Raw genomic sequence first — 17,094 nt, 5'->3', positions numbered from 1 at the left:
AATCGTTTTCGGCTGGGTGAAAAGGTCCGCCACGGTGCTCACCGACCCGCCTGCAACGCGGCCCAGGTGGCCTGGCCGACCACGCCGTCCACATCCAGTCGGCGGGCGCTCTGGTAGTCGCGGACCGCCTTTTCGGTGTTCGGCCCGAACGTGCCGTCGATGGCGAGGGTTTTGCCGGACGCGGCGGTGAGGGCGCGTTGCAGCCGGTTCACCGCGGCTCCGGTGGCACCCTGCCGCAGGGTGGGAGTGTCCCCTGTGGACAATAACGCGGTCCAGGTGCGCGCCTCGATCTCGCCGGTCGCGGCGAGTCCGTGGGCCTGCTGGAACGCCTTCGTGGCGGACACCGTGGGCTCGTCGAAAGTCCCGGTCGGCCGCCCCTTGGCGGCCAGCAGGCATTGCGCCGCCTTGACCAGGTTCCCGGTCGCGCCAGAGGCGATTCTCGGATAGGCGGCGAAGTCGAGGCTCACCGTGTCGCACGGCAGCGTCGTGCGCGGCCCGACGTCGAGATAGTCGCGGTCGATACCGGAAATCCGTACACCGCCCCAGGTTTCCGCGACCTCACCGGCGTACTGGTGGATCCGCTGGTGGTTCGCCCAGTACGTGCTCGGTGCGTAGGAGCCGGTGTCGGCATCGGCCTTGTCGTTCCACCAGGCGAACCAGATGTGGTCCGGCCGGGTGTAGGAGGTGTTCGTGTAGGCGCTCGCCAGATCCTTGATCCCGGAGCCGGCGCTCGTGTAGACGCCGGAAAGCCAGCCCTTCGCGTGGAGCGCTTCGGTCCAGCCGCTGACGTAGGACAGCACGCCGGCCTTGCACGCCGCCGTCGACGAGTAGCCTTCGATGTCGCTGTAGATCACGCTGCCCGCGCCGAAGCCGAGCGCGGTGTTGGCCGTGATCGCGCTCGCCGCCGCGTCGCGGCCCTGTTGCCGCGCGACCGAGGGATCGCTGGACATCTTCAGCCGATAGTCGGTGCACGGCGCCTGCCTGCCGACGTCGGTGAGGATGAAGCGCCAGCCGTGGGCGGCCTGGTTCGCGACCCACGCCGGGGTGAGATGGGGTTGCGCGCAGGCACGCAGGCCACCGCTCGAGTAGATGCCGACGGCGCGATACGGGGAGGCACGCCAAGCGTCCATCGTGGCCTGTGCCGGGGCGGCACAGGCTTCGAATCCCTTGCCCTGGAAGCTTCCCGGGGCCACGATCGGCGCCGCTGCGGCCGCCTTCGCCGGTCTGGCAGGCAGGACGGCACGCGCGCCGCCCGGGACCAGACGTGCTCCGTTCAGCGCCGCCCGCACGGTCTGTTCGGTCGCGGCGGTATGTCCCGCGGTGACCAGGACACCGGCATCGGGAACAGCGACCCGGATCGTCTGCTCGCTGGACGGCGTCCCGGTTGGTGGGGTGGCCGTCCCCGGCGGCGCGGTCACCACGCCATCGGGTACCTGCTCGGGCGTCAGCTCCGCGAGCGGTTCGATCACCAGACCCGCGGTGCGGTCGACGATTTTCGCCGGGCAGTCCGGTTCTTCGGTCTGGTGTCCCAAGTAGACGGTCATGCTGTCGAACCGGACGCAGGCGCTCGGCGTGGTGGCCAGATCGACCCCCCGCCAGCCGGCGGGGACGTCGAGCTGATAGCCGTGGTAGGTGACGGTGCGCGAGCCCGTGTCCGCGACGGCGGCCGGGGTGGTCGCGGCCGTCAGCAGCGCGAAGGCGATCGCGGTGGCGCTTGCGCGCCAGGTGGGTTTCATCGGTTCTCCTCCCGGAATCGAGGCGGGAGGTTATCGGCGCGCGACGAAGGGCCGGAAGCGTTTTGGTGCCCGTGGAAAGGCTTCCAGCGCAAGGAATCCGCGTTCTACGGTTCCGGCTCCGTACCTGGACGAGTAAGGAGTGCCATGCGGCGCCTACTGATTCTTCTCGCCACCGTCGTGGCCATGGTGATGATCGGCGCGGGATCCGCACACGCGGCGCCCGCCCCGGCGTGGCCGTTGGTCGGCGGTGATTCCACCGGCCCGGAGGTGACGTCGGCGCAGTACCTGCTCCGGCAGCGCGGCGCGCAGATCGACGCCGACGGCATCGTCGGCCCGAAGACCCAAGCGGCGGTGAAAGCGTTCCAGACCGCCCAGGGGCTGACAGCCGACGGCATCGTGGGTCCCAAGACCTGGGGCAAACTGGTGATGAACCTCGACAGCGGAGCGACCGGCGAGGCGGTGAAGGGCGCGCAACACCAGCTGGTGCGCCACGGTTACCAGGTCAAACCGGACGGAACGTTCGCGGCGAGCACCGCGAGCGCGGTGACCGCCTTCAAGACCAAGCACGGCCTCCCCGCGACGTCGCTCATCGACGCCACCACGTGGCAGTGGCTCATCGGCGGGACCCCGTCCGTCGCGGGCTGGTCGCTACCCCTCTCGCGCGCCACCCTGCCGCGCAGTGAGTACGACGATCCGCATCACGACTACCCGGCGATCGATCTGCCGGTCGGCACCGGCACCCGGGCCCTCGCGGTCACCGCGGGCACGGTGGCGCTGGTCAACGACAGCACCTGCGGCAGGGGCGTGGTGCTGAGCGCGAACGGGGCCCGGTTCGTCTACTGTCACTTCTCCCAGCACGCCGTGGCGTCCGGGGCGACGGTCCAGGCAGGCCAGCTCATCGGCTACACGGGGAACACCGGGAACTCGACGGGGCCGCACCTGCACTTCGGCGTCAAGATCGGCTCGACCAGTCACTGCCCGCAGCGGTTGCTGCTGGCGATCTACGACGGCGTCGCCCCTCCCGCGCCGTCGAGCCTGCCCACCTCGGGCTGTTCGTACTGAAACCGCTGCGAAACCCGGAGAATCCCATGCGCAGATTAGCGGCGGCACTCGCCGTCCTGGTGCTGTCGGCCGGTACGGCGGCCCTCACCGTGGCACCGGCCCACGCCTACGGCAACGCCTTCTTCCACACTCAGAGCAGCGGAAACCGAGGCGTGGAGGTGCTCGCGATACAGCATCTCCTCGCCCAGCACGGGCACGCGGTCCCCGCCACCGGCGTGTTCGATTCCGCCACGGTCGCGGCCGTGCGCGCGTTCCAGGCCGCCGAAGCCCTCGGGGTGGACGGGATCGCGGGACCGAAGACCTGGGCCGCCCTGGCCCCGACGGTCCGGGCGGGCGACAGCGGCGAGGCGGTCAAAGCACTTCAGCTGGAACTGAACGCCAAACGCAGGCTGAGCCTGCCGGTCAGCGGGCGGTTCGACGCGGCGACGACCACGGCGGTCCGCGGCTTCCAGGAGCACGCGGGCATCGCGGTGGACGGGATCGCCGGGCCTGCCACGTGGAAGAACCTCGTGTGGCACCACGACTATCCCGACTTCGGCCAAGGCCTGTGCGATCAGGACCCCGACGGGAACGGGGCGGCGGCCAACTGGGGGACCGGTGCCGCGGTGGCGCAGCTCGAACAGGCGGCGAAGACGTTCTCGGCCACGGGCCGCGGGAAAGTCCCGATGGGCGACTTCGGTTTCGAACACGGCGGTGCGATCCCCGGCCACGGCAGTCACCGGGTGGGGCTCGACGTCGACCTGTGGCCGGTGCGGACCGACGGCGCGCAGTGCGGTGGGGGCAGGATCACCTGGCGATCGTCCACCTACGACCGGGCGGCGACGCGCGACCTGGTCAAGGCGATCCGGGCGGCCGCGCCCGGACACGTGAAGCTCGTCTTCTTCAACGATCCCACGCTGATCGACGAAGGCCTCACGACCAGCTATCCGAATCACGACAACCATCTGCACGTCCGCTATTGCGAAGCGGTCCATCCGAACAACCTGTATGCCTGCTGAGACAGGCCACGGGAGGGGTCTGGCCCACGACGTCCCTGTCGTGGCTCGGGGCTGAAGGGCGCTTTCCCCGCATCGCATGCGGGGAAAGCGCCCTTCGTCGCGTGAGATGAGGGGAAGGGCCCCTTCAATCACACACCCGGTACTGGGTCAGGGCCAGGTCAGCTCGCCGTCGGTGATGACGGGATGCCGTTCGCGATACGGCGGTTCACGGTCGTGCAAGTAGTCGTCGAGGCGCTCGGCGATCTCGTCGAGGATCTCGGTCACGCTCGCCCACTCGGACCGGTAGATCCCTTCGCTGGCGTACCACTCCATGACACAGCCGTGGTCTTCACCCGGCCGGAGATCGACGCACAGCAGGCCTCCGTCGATCGCCCGGCCGATGGGGAGAACCCCGGTACAGAACGGAAATCCATCCTGACCGGCCTCTTTGCGGTGTGCTCCTTCGGGAGTGCAGCAGCCCGGGTCGGGGTACCGCGACTGCCTGACGTACTCGTCCTCGGCCCGCTTCACCGGCAGGGGCAGATAGTTCTTCGGGACGAGATACCCGGATCGGTTCCCACTGCCATGATCACGCCCGTCGTCGACGCCGTCCATGACGGCCCACCAGTCGGCCAGTTCGGGCGGTACTTCCAGACCGACCCGATCCCGCAGGTGTTCGAGGTCCGCGGCCGGTGCCGGGGGCCGGATCTCCCGCGCGGTGGCGGGTGCGTGTTCGGACAGCAAGGCCACGATCCGCTGCCAGGTCCGTGCCACCGAGGTGCACATCAGGGCCCCCTTCTTCCCGGTGAACCGCTCTAGCGAGCTGAAAATACCGGGAGTACTCCCGTTCGGCGGGACCACCTCGCCAAACAACACAAACTACCCACGTCGCACACTTGTCTTCAGAGAAGTGTCTCTTATGGACACTCGGAGCCGCCGCTCGGCTACTTCCGCGCCATCAAGCGGGAATTCGACCACGAACTACCACGAAGGACGACCCTGCCGCCGTTCCCCGTCATGCCCAGTCGACGTCAGGTCACTTGATGGGCGTGGTCTGGACCGAGGCGATCAACCACTTCTGGTCTTGGCGGGCGAGCACGAACGTGACGGCGCCTTTGTCGGGCAGGGGAGCGTTCGGTTCCGTCCGTTCGTCCGAGACATGCTTGGTCGCGGTGACCACGGCGGCGTCCGGCTGTACCAGCCACGCGTCCTCGATCTCGATTCTGGTCCGCACCTGAGCCAGCTGGGAGGACATCGCCTGGTGGTAGGCGGCACGGACGGTCTCGCGGCCGTGCAGCCTGCGGCCGGCGATGTTGACCAGGTTGACGTCCTCGGTGAGCAGGGCGGCGAAGCCGTCCGGGTCATTCTGCAGCCGGTCGCTGTCCAGTACGACCTGCTTGACGTCCTTCATGTTCGAGTCCCTTCGTAACGGAGTATTTCGCTCCGTTAGCGTATGACCGGAGCGTTTCGCTCCGCAAGGAGCTATGATCCAAGTCATGCCCAGGCAAGCGGAAGCCGAACGCAACGACCGCGCGCTGCTCGAAGCGGCGCGCGAAGTCGTGGCCGTCGATGGCGCGCACACCTCCGTCGCGTCGATCGCGGCACGTGCGGGCGTCGGCATCGGCAGCCTGTACCGCCGGTACCGGTCGAAGACGGAGCTGTTCCAGCACCTGGTGGAGATCGCGCTCGACCAATGGACCGAGATCGCCGAGCAGGGGATGGCTCACGACGACCCCTGGGACGGGCTCGTGCACTACATCAGCAGCGCGGTCGGCATCGGCTCGCTGGCGCCGTTGGCCGGGATGGTCACCATCACCGAAGAGATGGCGGAGAAGAACGCCCGATCCGACAAGGCTTTCGCCGCGCTGATCGCCAAAGCGCGTGACGCGGGTGTGCTGCACGCCGACGTCACCGCGGTCGACGTGTTGCTGCTCGTCGAACAGCTCGGCAAGTCGCCGCTGATCGAGCAACTCCAGCGCCAGGGCAGGGAAGACCTGCTGGAAGCGGCTCGCAACGCCCGGCGACGGGTGATCTCCATCGCCTTGGCCGGACTGCGCCCGAGCGACCATCCGCTGCCGGGAACGCCACCGAGCATGGACCTGTTCAGCGAACGCTGGTCGTAGGACGTGTTTCGGAGGCAACGCCACTTGGGTCCGCTCGATCCCGCCGGTGCGACGGTGGTGTCGGGTCGGCGGGCTCCGGCAATGGTAGGAATGCCTGGTGACCGAACCGAATCTGATCGAAGCAGCCGCCGAAGAGGCAGTCACCCTCACCAGTGAACTGATCCGTATCGACACGACCAACACGGGTGACCCCGACACGCTCGTCGGCGAGCGCGCCGCGGCCGAGTACGTGGCCGAGAAGCTCACCGACGCGGGCTACGAGATCACCTATGTCGAGTCCGGCGGCAAGAACCGGCACAACGTGATCGTCCGGCTGGCGGGCGCCGATCCGTCGCGTGGCGGGCTCCTGATCCACGGTCATCTCGACGCCGTCCCCGCCGACGCCTCGGAGTGGTCGGTCCACCCGTTCTCCGGCGCGGTCCAGGACGACTACGTCTGGGGCCGCGGTGCTGTCGACATGAAGGACATGTGCGGAATGGCGCTCGCGCTGGCCCGCCACTACAAGATCAACGGCATCGTGCCGCCGCGCGACCTCGTGTTCGCGTTCCTCGCCGACGAGGAGGCCGGCGGCAAGTACGGCGCGCAGTGGCTGGTCGAGAACCGGCCCGAGCTGTTCGAGGGCGTCACCGAAGCGATCAGCGAGGTCGGCGGTTTCTCGATCACGCTGAAGGACAACGTCCGCGCGTACCTGATCGAGACGGCGGAAAAGGGCATCCGCTGGATGAAGCTGCGGGTGCGCGGCACCGCGGGTCACGGCTCGATGATCCACCGCGACAACGCCGTCACCAAGCTCTCCGAGGCCGTCGCCCGCCTAGGCAACCACCGGTTCCCGCTCGTCATGACCGACTCCGTCCGCGAGTTCCTGGACGGCGTCGCCGAGATCACCGGCTGGGACTTCCCGGAGGACGACATCGAGGGGTCCGTCGCCAAACTCGGCAACATCTCCCGGATGATCGGCGCGACCCTGCGCGACACGGCTAACCCGACGATGCTCACCGCCGGGTACAAGTCGAACGTCATCCCGTCGGTCGCGGAAGCCTCGGTCGACTGCCGGATCCTTCCCGGCCGCCTCGAAGCGTTCAACGCCGAGCTGGAGGAGATCCTCGGCCCGGACATCGAGAAGGAGTGGATGGAGCTGCCGCCGGTCGAGACGACCTTCGACGGCGCGCTCGTCGACGCGATGACCGCCGCGGTCCTCGCCGAGGACCCGGGCGCCCGCACGCTCCCGTACATGCTTTCCGGTGGCACGGACGCGAAGTCGTTCCAGTCACTCGGGATCCGGAACTTCGGTTTCGCCCCGCTGCAGCTGCCCGCCGACCTCGACTTCTCGGCGCTGTTCCACGGGGTCGACGAGCGCGTCCCGGTCGACGCGCTGAAGTTCGGGGTGCGCGTACTCGACCGCTTCCTGCGCTCAGCCTGATGCCCGGTCTGCTGGCCGCCGACGGAACACCCCTGCATTTCGAAAGCTGGGGTGCTTCGTCGGCGCCGGTGACCGTGGTACTCCTCCACGGCTACGCCCTCGACAGGCGGAGCTGGCGCGCCATCGCCCCGGTGCTGGCCGAAGCCGCCGAGGAGCCGATCTCGGTGCTGGCCTACGACCAGCGAGGCCACGGCGAATCCGGTGACGTCCGGCCCGCGTCGGCGACCATGGGACACCTCGCCGACGACCTCGCCGAGGTCATGGAGAAGGTGGTCCCGGACGGCCGGGTCGTCCTGGTCGGCCACGACATGGGCGGTCTCGCGATTCTCTCGCTCGCTCAGCGGCACCCGGACGTCTTCGCGGCGCGGGTGGCGGGGATCGGCCTGCTCGCCATGTCGGCGGGCGGCGTCACCCCGGACGCGATCTGGCCGAACGCGCTCGGGAAACTCGGCCGGGACCTGGAGATGGTCTTCGGGACGAAGCTGATCGGCCTGGTGCGGGAACATACGAGCAAAGCCGTGACCGCCGGGTTGCGGTGGTGGCTCTTCGGCGACGATCCGGTGCCCGGCGACGTCGAGCTGACCGTGCGGATGATCCGCGGCAACTGGCCGCATACCGTCTCGGCGTTCCGTCCGGCGCTGGACGCCTACACGCGGGAATCGGCGTTGTCGCAGGTCGGCGCCGTGCCGGTGACGGCGATCGTGGGGGAGCGCGACAAACTGGTGCCCACGGCCGACGTCGAGGAGCTGGCGGACGCGGTGGAGAACGGCACGGCCGTGGTCCTGCCCGGGGTCGGGCATGTCGTCCCGCTGGAAGCGGCCCCGCAGGTGGTACCGCGCCTCCTCGCCCTGGCGACGAAAGCCCGCCGACAAATCTAGATTCCTTGACAAGTTCTCTTTTCGGTGGGACCTTCGTGCCATGTTCTCCGTTGCGGTGATCGAGGACGCGGAGGCGGCCGAAGTGTCGCTGGATCCGGTCCGGGCCCGGCTGCTGGCCGAACTCGCCGAACCGGCGTCGGCCACGATGCTGGCCGGGCGGGTCGACCTGCCGAGACAGAAGGTCAACTATCACCTCCGCGCGCTGGAGAAGCACGGGCTCGTCGAGCTCGTCGAAGAGCGGCGCAAGGGCAACGTCACCGAACGCATGATGCGGGCGACGGCGTCGTCCTACGTGATCTCGCCGACCGCGTTGTCCGCGGTGCAGCCCGATCCGGCCCAGTCGCCGGACCGGCTGTCCGCGCGCTGGCTGCTCGCGGTCGCGGGGAGACTCGTCCGCGACGTCGGCCTGCTGATCACCGGTTCGGCCAAGGCGCGGAAACGGGTCGCGACCTTCGCGATCGACGGCGAGGTGCGGTTCTCCTCCGCCGCCGACAGGGCCGCCTTCGCCGAAGAACTCACCGTCGCGATCACGAACCTGGTGAGCAAGTACCACGACGAAGGCGCCGAACAGGGGCGCGACCACCGGATCGTCGTCGCCGTCCACCCGAGCGTCAAAACCGAGCCCGAGGAGCGCTGAATGGGCCACGAATTCGAGCTCAGCGACCGTGCCGAGGTCGACGCGACGCCGGAACAGGTCTGGGAGGCCATCGCCACCGGACCGGGGATCACGTCGTGGTTCATGGGGCGCAACGAGGTCGACGGCGGCGTCGGCGGCACCGTGAAGACCGCTTTCGGTGATTTCGAACCCTCGTCCGCGATCACCTCGTGGGACCCGTTGGAGCGGTTGGTCTACGGGACGGAGCCCGCGCCGGACGGGCGATTCGTCGCCTACGAGTTCCTCATCGAGGCCCGCTCGGGCGGCAGTACGGTGCTCCGGACCGTGACGAGCGGATTCCTGCCCGGCGACGACTGGGAGGACGAGTTCGAGGCGATGACCAGCGGCACCGAGCTGTTCTTCCGCACGTTGGTCGAGTACCTGAACACCTTCGCGGGATGGAAAGCCGTGCCGCTGACCGTGTTCGGACCGCCGATCGGGGACTGGGACCGCGCGTGGCTCACCCTCGGCCGGGAACTCGGGCTGGCCGGACGGCCGGGAACGGGGGACCGGGTCCGCCTGTCCACCGGATCGATGTCCACTGTGGACGGCGAGGTCTATCTGGCGAACGCGCAGGCCGTGGGGATCAGGACCGCGGACGCGCTCCTCCGGTTCGTGCGCGGTTTCCAGGGGCCGATGGTCGCGATGCATCACCTGTTCGGCGACGTCGATCCCGCGAAACAGGACGCGCTGTGGTCGGACTGGCTCGCCCGGGTGTTCAGGTGATGAGGCCGGGCAGGGGATTGGCGGTGCGCTTGCGGCGCAACCACACCCTTCGCGTCCCATCGGAGTAGAGCCGGACGGTCGAGAGTTCCCAGCCGGCGAACTCGGCGTGGATCGACAGCTGCGTCGCCGCCGCCCGCCGGGAAACACCGGGAGGCAACTGCAGCCGCCGGTACTCCCAATCCCCTTCGACCACCGCCTCGTCCACAACTGTCATGGCGTGATCACCTGGATCCCTTCTCCGATGGCCGAGCCGACGACCACCCGGCCGCCCTGCTCGTCGACGGTGACCGAATCTGGCTGCCGCACGGTGGGGAACCGGTGCTTCTCGATCGGTTCGCCGCCGCGGACGTCGAAGCCGACGACCTCGTTGCGTTCGGTGAGGGTGACCCAGACGAGGTCTCGGGTTCGGTCGTAGGCGATGCCGTACGCCCCGCCGGGGACCGGGTAGCGCTGGCGCAGCAGCAACGGCGTCGTGGAGAACGCTAGCAGCGCGCCCGCCCGCGCGTCGGTGACGAAGACGCGCCCGAAGTCGTCGGTGACGGCGTTGGCGGCGCCGTCGCCCGCCCGCAGGCCCTCGCCGATCTTGCCCTCGGCGAGGTTCACCGAGAACAGGGCGGTGCGCAGCCTGTCCAGGACGACCACGCCGTCACCGGTGTTCAGCACGTCGTCGGCGCTGTAGATCTGGCCGGTGATGGTCTTCGGGCCCGCGTTCTGGGTCAGCACCTCGACGGCCTTGCGATCCCGGACCGAGACCAGCGTCGCGTCGCCGTCGGCGAGACCGGCCGACGGCTGCCCCGCGACGGGGACCGTCTCGAGCGCGCCGCCGGGAAGGGACACCTTCGCCAGCACGCTCTTGTCCGGGACGCTGGCGATCACCTGGGAATTCGAGACCGTGAGCCGCTCCGCCGGGCCGGGAAGGGGCACCGTGGTCTTGGGGGCGTCGAGGGCCGCGAGGTCGTAGATGCGCAGCGATGGCGGCTCCGAGACGGCGACGACGAGCGTCTTGCTGGCCGCGTCGGTGGCCAGCGCCTTCACCCCGGGCCCGGCGAACACCGAGCCGGCGGGCTTGGCCGCCACGGCGGGGGAGACCGCCGCGGTGACCGCGACGGGGTTCTGCACGATCTGCAGGGTGTCGTTGGGCGTGTCGTCCGTACCGCAGGACGAGAGCACCAGGACACCGGCGAGCGGGATCGCGATCCGGGAAACGGCGGACAGCCGACCCACCTTGGTGCCTCCACCTGCTACTCGTCGAACGGACTTGTCCAGCATCCCCCACCGAACCCGCCGCGTCACGCCTGCGTCACTCAACAGTCACCTAAACCACTCACTGAGACGGCTCACAGGCCGCGTTCCGGGTAGCCGACCTCGATCGCGCTGACGTCGTCGAGCGCGGACCGGATGGCGGGCGGGAGCGTGATCTCCTCGGCCGTGAGCGACCCGGTCAGCTGACCGGTGTCACGGGCTCCGACCACGGGCGCGACCACCCCGGGCCGGTCGCGGACCCAGGCCAGCGCGACGGCCAGCGGTGAGGTGCCGAGGCCGTCGGCGGCGGTCGCGACCGCCTGCACGATCCTGGCGGCGCGATCGGTCCGGTGATGTTCGACATAGCCCGCGAAAACACTCGAAGCACCGCGCGAATCGGCGGGCGTCCCGGTGCGGTACTTGCCGGTGAGCACGCCCCGGCCGAGCGGCGCCCAGGGCAGGATCCCGATGCCGTGGTGCTCCGCCGCCGGGACGACCTCGCGGTCGATGCCGCGCTCCAGCAGCGAGTACTCGACCTGCGTCGAGACCAGCGGGGCGACGGCGGAACTGCGGCTCGCGGCCGTCGCCAGCTGCCAGCCGGAGTAGTTGGAGACGCCGACGTAGCGGGCCTTGCCGCTGGTGACGGCGTAGTCGAGGGCGGCGAGGGTCTCGTCGACCGGCACGGTGGTGTCCCAGGCGTGCAGCTGCCAGAGGTCGATGTGATCGGTGCCGAGGCGGCGCAGCGAGCCTTCGAGCGCGCTCAGCAGGGCCCCGCGGGAAGCGCCGCCGCCGAACGGGCCGTCGGTGCGGCGGGCCACGGCCTTCGTGGCGAGCACGATGTCGTCGCGCGGGACGAGGTCGCCGAGCAGTGCGCCGAGGACGCGTTCGCTCTCGCCCTCGCTGTAGATGTCGGCGGTGTCGACCAGGGTGCCCCCGGCGTCGACGAACGCGACCAGCTGGCTGGCCGCCTCCTCCGAGTCGGTGTCGCCACCCCACGTCATGGTCCCGAGGGCCATCCGCGAGACCCGCAGTCCCGACCGGCCGAGCTGTCGCTTTTCCACGACGGGCGAGCCTAGCCGGAAGGCAAGTGCGGGACACGGAGCAGGTGAGCGTGTCGTGATCGAGTACCACCGGCCGGGTCACCGGGGTGTCAACACCCTGAACGGAGGAGTGACGTTCCGCTGGATACATTCACGCCGTGCGACTCGGACTGAATTTGGGCTATTGGGGCGCGGGGAACGACGCGGCCAACCTGGCATTGGCGAAGAAGGCGGACGAACTGGACTACGCGGTCGTCTGGGCCGCGGAGGCGTACGGCTCGGACGCGCCGACGGTGCTGGCTTGGGGGGCGGCGCAGACCTCGCGGATCGACGTGGGCAGCGCGGTGCTGCAGATCCCGGCGCGGACACCGGCGATGACCGCGATGACCGCCGCGACCCTCGACACGCTGTCGGGCGGGCGCTTCCGCCTCGGCCTCGGCGTCTCGGGCCCGCAGGTCTCCGAAGGCTGGCACGGCGTGAAGTTCGCGTCACCGCTCGGCCGCACACGCGAGTACGTCGAGATCGTCCGCAAGGCGCTGGGCCGCCAGCGGGTCAAGTACGACGGCGACCACTTCCAGCTGCCGCTGCCCGGCGGACCCGGCAAGGCGCTGACGCTGACCGTGCACCCGGTGCGCGAAGAGATCCCGGTGTACCTGGCCGCCATCGGCCCGAAGAACCTCGAACTGACCGGCGAGATCGCGAACGGCTGGCTGCCGGTGTTCTTCTCGCCCGAACACGCCGGTGAGCAGCTCAAGCTGATCAGGGCGGGTGCGGAGAAGGCCGGACGGTCCCTCGACGGCTTCGACGTCGTCCCCACCGTCCCCCTGGTGGTCGGCGACGACTGGAAGGCCTGCGCCGACGCGGTCCGCGGGTACGCGGCGCTGTACATCGGCGGGATGGGCAGCCGGGAGAAGAACTTCTACAACCAGCTCGCCTGCCGGATGGGCTTCGAGCGCGAAGCGGCGGACGTCCAGCAGAAGTACCTCGGCAAGGACTACGCGGGCGCCATGGCCGCCGTCCCGCTGGAGTTCATCGACGCGACGTCGCTGCTGGGACCGAAGGAGCGCATCGCCGACCGGATGCGGGCCTTCGCCGAGGCGGGCGCCACGACGCTGACCGTCGCGCCCTCCATGCCGGACCCCGAGAGCTCCGCACGCGCGCTCGAGATCGCCGCCGAGGCGATCGACCTGGCCGGTGTCGCCTGATGGGATGGTTCGAAGCACTGGTCCTCGGCCTCGTCCAGGGCCTGACGGAGTTCTTGCCGATCTCCTCCAGCGCGCACCTGCGGATCACCGCCGCCCTCGCGGGCTGGGACGACCCGGGCGCCGCGTTCACCGCGGTGACCCAGATCGGCACCGAACTCGCGGTCATCCTGTACTTCTCGAGCAAGATCGGGAAGATCCTCCGCGCGTGGTTCTTCTCGATCTACAAGAAGGACTGGCGGCAGGACCCCGACGCCCGGCTGGGCTGGCTGATCATCGTCGGCTCGCTGCCGATCGTCGTGCTGGGCCTGCTGCTGCAGGACGCGATCGACGAGACCTTCCGTGACCTGCGGATCACCGCGACCACCCTGATCGTGTTCGGCCTGATCCTCCTGGTGGCCGACCGCATCGGGAAGCAGGAGCGGACGCTCGACCACCTGACCGTGCCGCACGGTCTCGGCTTCGGTTTCGCGCAGGCGCTGGCGCTGATCCCGGGTGTCTCGCGCTCCGGCGGCACGACCAGCGCCGGGCTGCTGCTCGGTTACACCCGGGCGGAGGCGGCGGAGTATTCGTTCCTCCTGGCGCTGCCGGCGGTGTTCGGCTCGGGGCTGTACAAGCTGACCGATATCGGCAAGGACGGCGCCCCGGCGCAATGGGGCCCGACGATCCTGGCGACGCTGGTCGCGTTCGGCGTCGGCTACGCCGTCATCGCCTGGCTGATGTCCTACATCAAGACGAAGAGCTTCGTGCCGTTCGTGATCTACCGGCTCGTGCTCGGTGCCCTGCTGTTCGTGCTGATCTTCACCGGTGTCCTGGACCCGCAGGAGGGTCCGCACCTGTAGCTCCCTAGCGTTTCGTCCTCTGGACGCGTTCCTTGCGCGCGCAACCACCGCATCCAGAGGACGAAACGCGGGAGTCCGGCAAAGCACGGCACGTAGGGTGGGCCACGTGAGTACTGTGATCCTTCTGCGCCACGGCAAGTCCACGGCGAACGGCTCGGGCGTCCTCGCCGGGCGCACGCCCAAGGTCGGCCTGGACGACACCGGCCGGGCGCAGGCGGCCGCGCTGGTCGAGCGCCTGGCTCCGGTCCCGCTCGCCGAGCTGGTGGTCTCGCCGATGCTCCGCTGCCGCCAGACGGTCGCGAAGCTGGCCGAAGCCCGCGGTCTGGACAAGGTCAAAGAGCCCGGTTTGTCCGAAGTGGACTACGGCGAGTGGACCGGTCGCGCGCTCAAGGATCTGTTCAAGGAACCCCTCTGGCGGGTCGTGCAGGCGCATCCGTCGGCCGCGGTCTTCCCCGGTGGCGAAGGACTGGCCGAGATGCAGGCCCGTTCGGTCGCGGCCGTCCGTGCGCACGACGCCCGGATCACCGCGAAGCACGGCGAGAACGCGGTGTGGCTCTTATGCAGCCATGGCGATGTGATCAAGGCGATCCTCGCCGACGCGCTCGGTCAGCATCTCGATTCGTTCCAGCGGATCGTCGTCGACCCGGCCTCGGTTTCGGTCGTCCGCTACACCGAGACTCGTCCGTTCGTGTTGCGCGTCAACGACAACGGCGGTGACCTGGCCGGGATCGCCCCACCGGCCCCCAAAACCAAAGCCAAGCGCGGCAAGGGAAAGCAGAGTTCGGACGCCGTGGTGGGCGGGACCACCGGAGCGTGACCATCGCCGACGGTGGCGTCACCGCCACGGACGGCATCCACCGGCCCCTCGCTGCCCGTAAGGTGGCCAGACCAGCAGATTCGACGACCCGGGAGCAACACCGATGATTTCGCAGGACAACCCGTTCGCCGCGCCGAGTGAGCTGCCCTACGCCCTTCCGCCGTTCGACCGGATCGCCGACGAGCATTTCCTGCCCGCCTTCGAGGCAGGACTGGCCGAGCACGCCGCGGAGATCGACGAGATCGCCGGTTCCGCCGAACCGCCGACCTTCGAGAACACCATCGTCGCGCTGGAGAAGTCCGGCAGGCTGCTGTCCCGCGTCTCCAGCGTGTTCTTCAACCTCGCCGGATCGAACGCGAACGACGAGATCCAGCGCGTGCAGGCCGAGATGGCACCGCGGCTGGCCGCGCACGCCGACGCCATCAACCTCAACCCGGCGTTGTTCGCCCGGATCAACACGCTGTTCGAGCGCAAGGACGAACTCGGCCTCGATACCGAGTCGCTGCGGCTGCTGGAGCGGCACCACACCGACGTCCGCCGCGCCGGCGCCGGGCTTCCCGAGGCCGACCAGAAGCGGCTGCGCGAGCTGAACGAGCAGATCTCGACGCTGTCGACCCGGTTCCAGCAGAACCTGCTCAAGGACACCAACGAACTCGCCGTGGTCGTCGACGACGTCAAGGAACTCGCCGGGCTCACCGAGGACGCCATCGCCACCGCTGCCGAGACAGCCGGTGAGGAGGGCAAGTACGTCCTCAAGCTGACCCTGCCGACCGCGCAGGCCGCGCTGGCCTCGCTGGAGGATCGCGCACTGCGCGAGCGGATCTTCACCGCGTCGGTGTCGCGCGGCAACCGGGGCAACGAGTTCGACAACAACCAGATCGTGGCCGAACTGGTCCGGCTGCGCGCCGAGCGGGCCGCCGTGCTCGGCTTCCCCGACCACGCTTCGTACGTCATCGAGGACGAGACGGCGAAGACCGCGGAGGCCGCAGTCGGCCTGCTGGAACGTCTGGCGCCGGTCGCGGTCGCCAACGCCAAGGCGGAAGCCGAAGAACTCCAGCGTTACCTCGAAGCCGACATTCCCGGCGCGATCCTGCGGCCGTGGGACTGGGCCTTCTACGCCGAACGCGTCCGCAAGGACCGGTTCGAGGTCGACACCGCGGCGCTGCGCCCGTACTTCGAGCTGAACCGGGTCCTGACCGACGGCGTCTTCTTCGCCGCGTCCAAGCTGTACGGCCTGAGCTTCACCGAGCGGGAAGACCTGCCGAAGTACCACCCTGAGGTCCGGATCTTCGAGGTCTTCGACGCCGACGGCGCCGAACTCGGCCTGTTCCTGATGGACTACTACGCCCGTGACTCGAAGCGCGGCGGTGCCTGGATGAACAACTTCGTCGACCAGACGAAACTCCTGGGCACGAAGACGGTCGTGGTCAACGTCCTCAACGTGGCCAAGCCGCCGGCGGGGGAGCCGACTCTGCTGACCTTCGACGAGGTCGTCACCGCCTTCCACGAGTTCGGGCACGCCCTGCACTCGCTGCTTTCGGACGTCGAGTACCCGATGTTCTCCGGCACCAACGTCCCGCGCGACTTCGTCGAGTACCCCTCGCAGGTCAACGAGATGTGGATGCTGTGGCCCGAGGTGCTGGCCAACTACGCCAAGCACCACGTCACCGGTGAGCCGCTGCCGCAGGAGCAGATCGACAAGCTCCTGGCGTCCCAGCAGTACGGCGAGGGGTTCTCCACGACCGAGTACCTCGCCGCGTCCCTTTTGGACCAGGCGTGGCACGCGCTCGGCACCGAGGACACCATCGACGACGTCCAGCGGTTCGAGGCCGAAGCGCTGACGAAGGCCGGAGTCGCGCTGGAAGCCGTGCCGCCGCGGTACCGCACCACCTACTTCGCGCATATCTTCAGCGGGGGCTACAGCGCCGGGTACTACTCCTACATCTGGAGTGAGGTCCTCGACGCCGACACCGTCCAGTGGTTCCGCGAGAACGGCGGGCTCACCAGGGAGAACGGCGACCACTTCCGCCGTGAACTGCTCGGGCGGGGCGGCAGCGTCGACCCGATGGCGGCGTTCCGCGCGTTCCGCGGCCGCGACCCGGAGATCGAGCCGCTGCTCAAGCGCCGCGGTCTCGGCGGGGCCTGACACCGGCCGTGGCCTCGTGAGTGGTAATGACGGTTAGAACCGTCATTACCACTCACGAGGCGTGCCCCACCATGCCATTGCGATTGCTCGCCTCTGCGGTACGTGAAGGACTCCTGCCTACCTTCAAGGTCGGGGCCTCGGCAAAGTCGCAGAGTTCGTGCCGCACAACCGGGTGTGACCCGCGTCGATGAAGGAATTGGGACACTCAACGTCCCAATTCCTTCATCG

At 69.1% G+C, this 17,094-nt stretch carries 17 protein-coding genes; 11 read left to right on the top strand and 6 right to left on the bottom strand.

Annotated elements, in window-relative coordinates; all coding sequences use genetic code 11:
* Positions 1–38: 38 nt before the first annotated feature.
* Entirely contained in the window at positions 39–1,736 is a 1,698-nt protein-coding gene (locus SD37_RS21070) for a glycoside hydrolase domain-containing protein (RefSeq protein WP_065912910.1), read from the bottom strand.
* Between the two features lie 144 nt (positions 1,737–1,880).
* On the opposite strand from SD37_RS21070, the gene SD37_RS21065 reads away from it, so the two are divergent.
* Together SD37_RS21065 and SD37_RS21060 are read left to right on the top strand one after the other, a co-directional pair.
* On the top strand, positions 1,881–2,798 hold the full coding sequence (locus tag SD37_RS21065) for a peptidoglycan-binding protein (protein WP_052675171.1): 918 nt from the start codon (positions 1,881–1,883) through the stop codon (positions 2,796–2,798).
* 26 nt (positions 2,799–2,824) lie between these two features.
* Positions 2,825–3,796 carry a penicillin-insensitive murein endopeptidase gene (locus SD37_RS21060; protein WP_052675170.1) on the top strand — a complete coding sequence of 324 codons (972 nt, stop codon included), beginning with the start codon at positions 2,825–2,827 and terminating at the stop codon, positions 3,794–3,796.
* Between the two features lie 147 nt (positions 3,797–3,943).
* Here SD37_RS21060 and SD37_RS21055 read toward each other — a convergent pair whose 3' ends face one another.
* Both SD37_RS21055 and SD37_RS21050 read right to left on the bottom strand, forming a co-directional pair.
* Positions 3,944–4,561 (bottom strand): SMI1/KNR4 family protein, encoded by a 618-nt coding sequence (locus SD37_RS21055; protein WP_044856602.1) that lies wholly within the window; start codon positions 4,559–4,561, stop codon positions 3,944–3,946.
* A 250-nt stretch (positions 4,562–4,811) separates the two neighbouring features.
* Complete coding sequence (locus SD37_RS21050) at positions 4,812–5,186, bottom strand: YybH family protein (RefSeq protein WP_044856601.1); 375 nt, start codon at positions 5,184–5,186, stop codon at positions 4,812–4,814.
* An 85-nt stretch (positions 5,187–5,271) separates the two neighbouring features.
* Between SD37_RS21050 and SD37_RS21045 the strand changes: the two genes are divergently transcribed.
* The 5 genes from SD37_RS21045 to SD37_RS21025 all read left to right on the top strand — a co-directional run bounded on the left by SD37_RS21045 (position 5,272) and on the right by SD37_RS21025 (position 9,577).
* A complete protein-coding gene (locus SD37_RS21045) occupies positions 5,272–5,898 on the top strand; it encodes a TetR/AcrR family transcriptional regulator (protein ID WP_201788840.1) in 627 nt (208 codons plus the stop codon).
* Positions 5,899–5,995: 97 nt separating this feature from the next.
* A complete protein-coding gene (locus tag SD37_RS21040; protein ID WP_044856599.1) occupies positions 5,996–7,318 on the top strand; it encodes a M20/M25/M40 family metallo-hydrolase in 1,323 nt (440 codons plus the stop codon).
* Positions 7,318–8,196, top strand: a complete 879-nt coding sequence (locus SD37_RS21035) for an alpha/beta fold hydrolase (RefSeq protein ID WP_044856598.1) — start codon at positions 7,318–7,320, stop codon at positions 8,194–8,196. Before SD37_RS21040 ends, SD37_RS21035 begins: the two co-directional genes overlap by 1 nt.
* 40 nt (positions 8,197–8,236) lie before the next feature.
* On the top strand, positions 8,237–8,833 hold the full coding sequence (locus SD37_RS21030; protein ID WP_044856597.1) for a winged helix-turn-helix domain-containing protein: 597 nt from the start codon (positions 8,237–8,239) through the stop codon (positions 8,831–8,833).
* On the top strand, positions 8,834–9,577 hold the full coding sequence (locus SD37_RS21025; protein ID WP_044856596.1) for an SRPBCC family protein: 744 nt from the start codon (positions 8,834–8,836) through the stop codon (positions 9,575–9,577).
* Here SD37_RS21025 and SD37_RS21020 read toward each other — a convergent pair.
* The 3 genes from SD37_RS21020 to SD37_RS21010 form a co-directional block, all read right to left on the bottom strand.
* On the bottom strand, positions 9,570–9,791 hold the full coding sequence (locus SD37_RS21020; protein ID WP_037311913.1) for a DUF5703 family protein: 222 nt from the start codon (positions 9,789–9,791) through the stop codon (positions 9,570–9,572). The genes SD37_RS21025 and SD37_RS21020 overlap by 8 nt on opposite strands.
* On the bottom strand, positions 9,788–10,801 hold the full coding sequence (locus SD37_RS21015) for a YncE family protein (protein ID WP_044856595.1): 1,014 nt from the start codon (positions 10,799–10,801) through the stop codon (positions 9,788–9,790). The genes SD37_RS21020 and SD37_RS21015 overlap by 4 nt, the downstream gene beginning before the upstream one ends.
* Before the next feature lie 113 nt (positions 10,802–10,914).
* Positions 10,915–11,880 (bottom strand): aldo/keto reductase, encoded by a 966-nt coding sequence (locus SD37_RS21010; RefSeq protein WP_037311917.1) that lies wholly within the window; start codon positions 11,878–11,880, stop codon positions 10,915–10,917.
* Between the two features lie 137 nt (positions 11,881–12,017).
* Between SD37_RS21010 and SD37_RS21005 the strand changes: the two genes are divergently transcribed.
* The 4 genes from SD37_RS21005 (at position 12,018) to SD37_RS20990 (ending at position 16,866) form a co-directional block, all read left to right on the top strand.
* A complete protein-coding gene (locus SD37_RS21005) occupies positions 12,018–13,064 on the top strand; it encodes an LLM class F420-dependent oxidoreductase (RefSeq protein WP_065912909.1) in 1,047 nt (348 codons plus the stop codon).
* Positions 13,064–13,903: an undecaprenyl-diphosphate phosphatase gene (locus SD37_RS21000; RefSeq protein ID WP_037311927.1), complete on the top strand. Its 840-nt coding sequence runs from the start codon at positions 13,064–13,066 to the stop codon at positions 13,901–13,903. The genes SD37_RS21005 and SD37_RS21000 overlap by 1 nt, the downstream gene beginning before the upstream one ends.
* Before the next feature lie 106 nt (positions 13,904–14,009).
* Complete coding sequence (locus tag SD37_RS20995; RefSeq protein ID WP_044856625.1) at positions 14,010–14,720, top strand: histidine phosphatase family protein; 711 nt, start codon at positions 14,010–14,012, stop codon at positions 14,718–14,720.
* A gap of 103 nt (positions 14,721–14,823) precedes the next feature.
* On the top strand, positions 14,824–16,866 hold the full coding sequence (locus SD37_RS20990) for a M3 family metallopeptidase (RefSeq protein WP_044856592.1): 2,043 nt from the start codon (positions 14,824–14,826) through the stop codon (positions 16,864–16,866).
* Positions 16,867–17,094: the final 228 nt, after the last annotated feature.

Origin of the sequence: Amycolatopsis orientalis (genome assembly GCF_000943515.2) — a bacterium.
Classification (GTDB): domain Bacteria; phylum Actinomycetota; class Actinomycetes; order Mycobacteriales; family Pseudonocardiaceae; genus Amycolatopsis; species Amycolatopsis orientalis.
The sequence above is the reverse complement of the archived record's forward strand: the minus strand, read 5'-3'. Positions and strand labels throughout refer to the sequence as shown.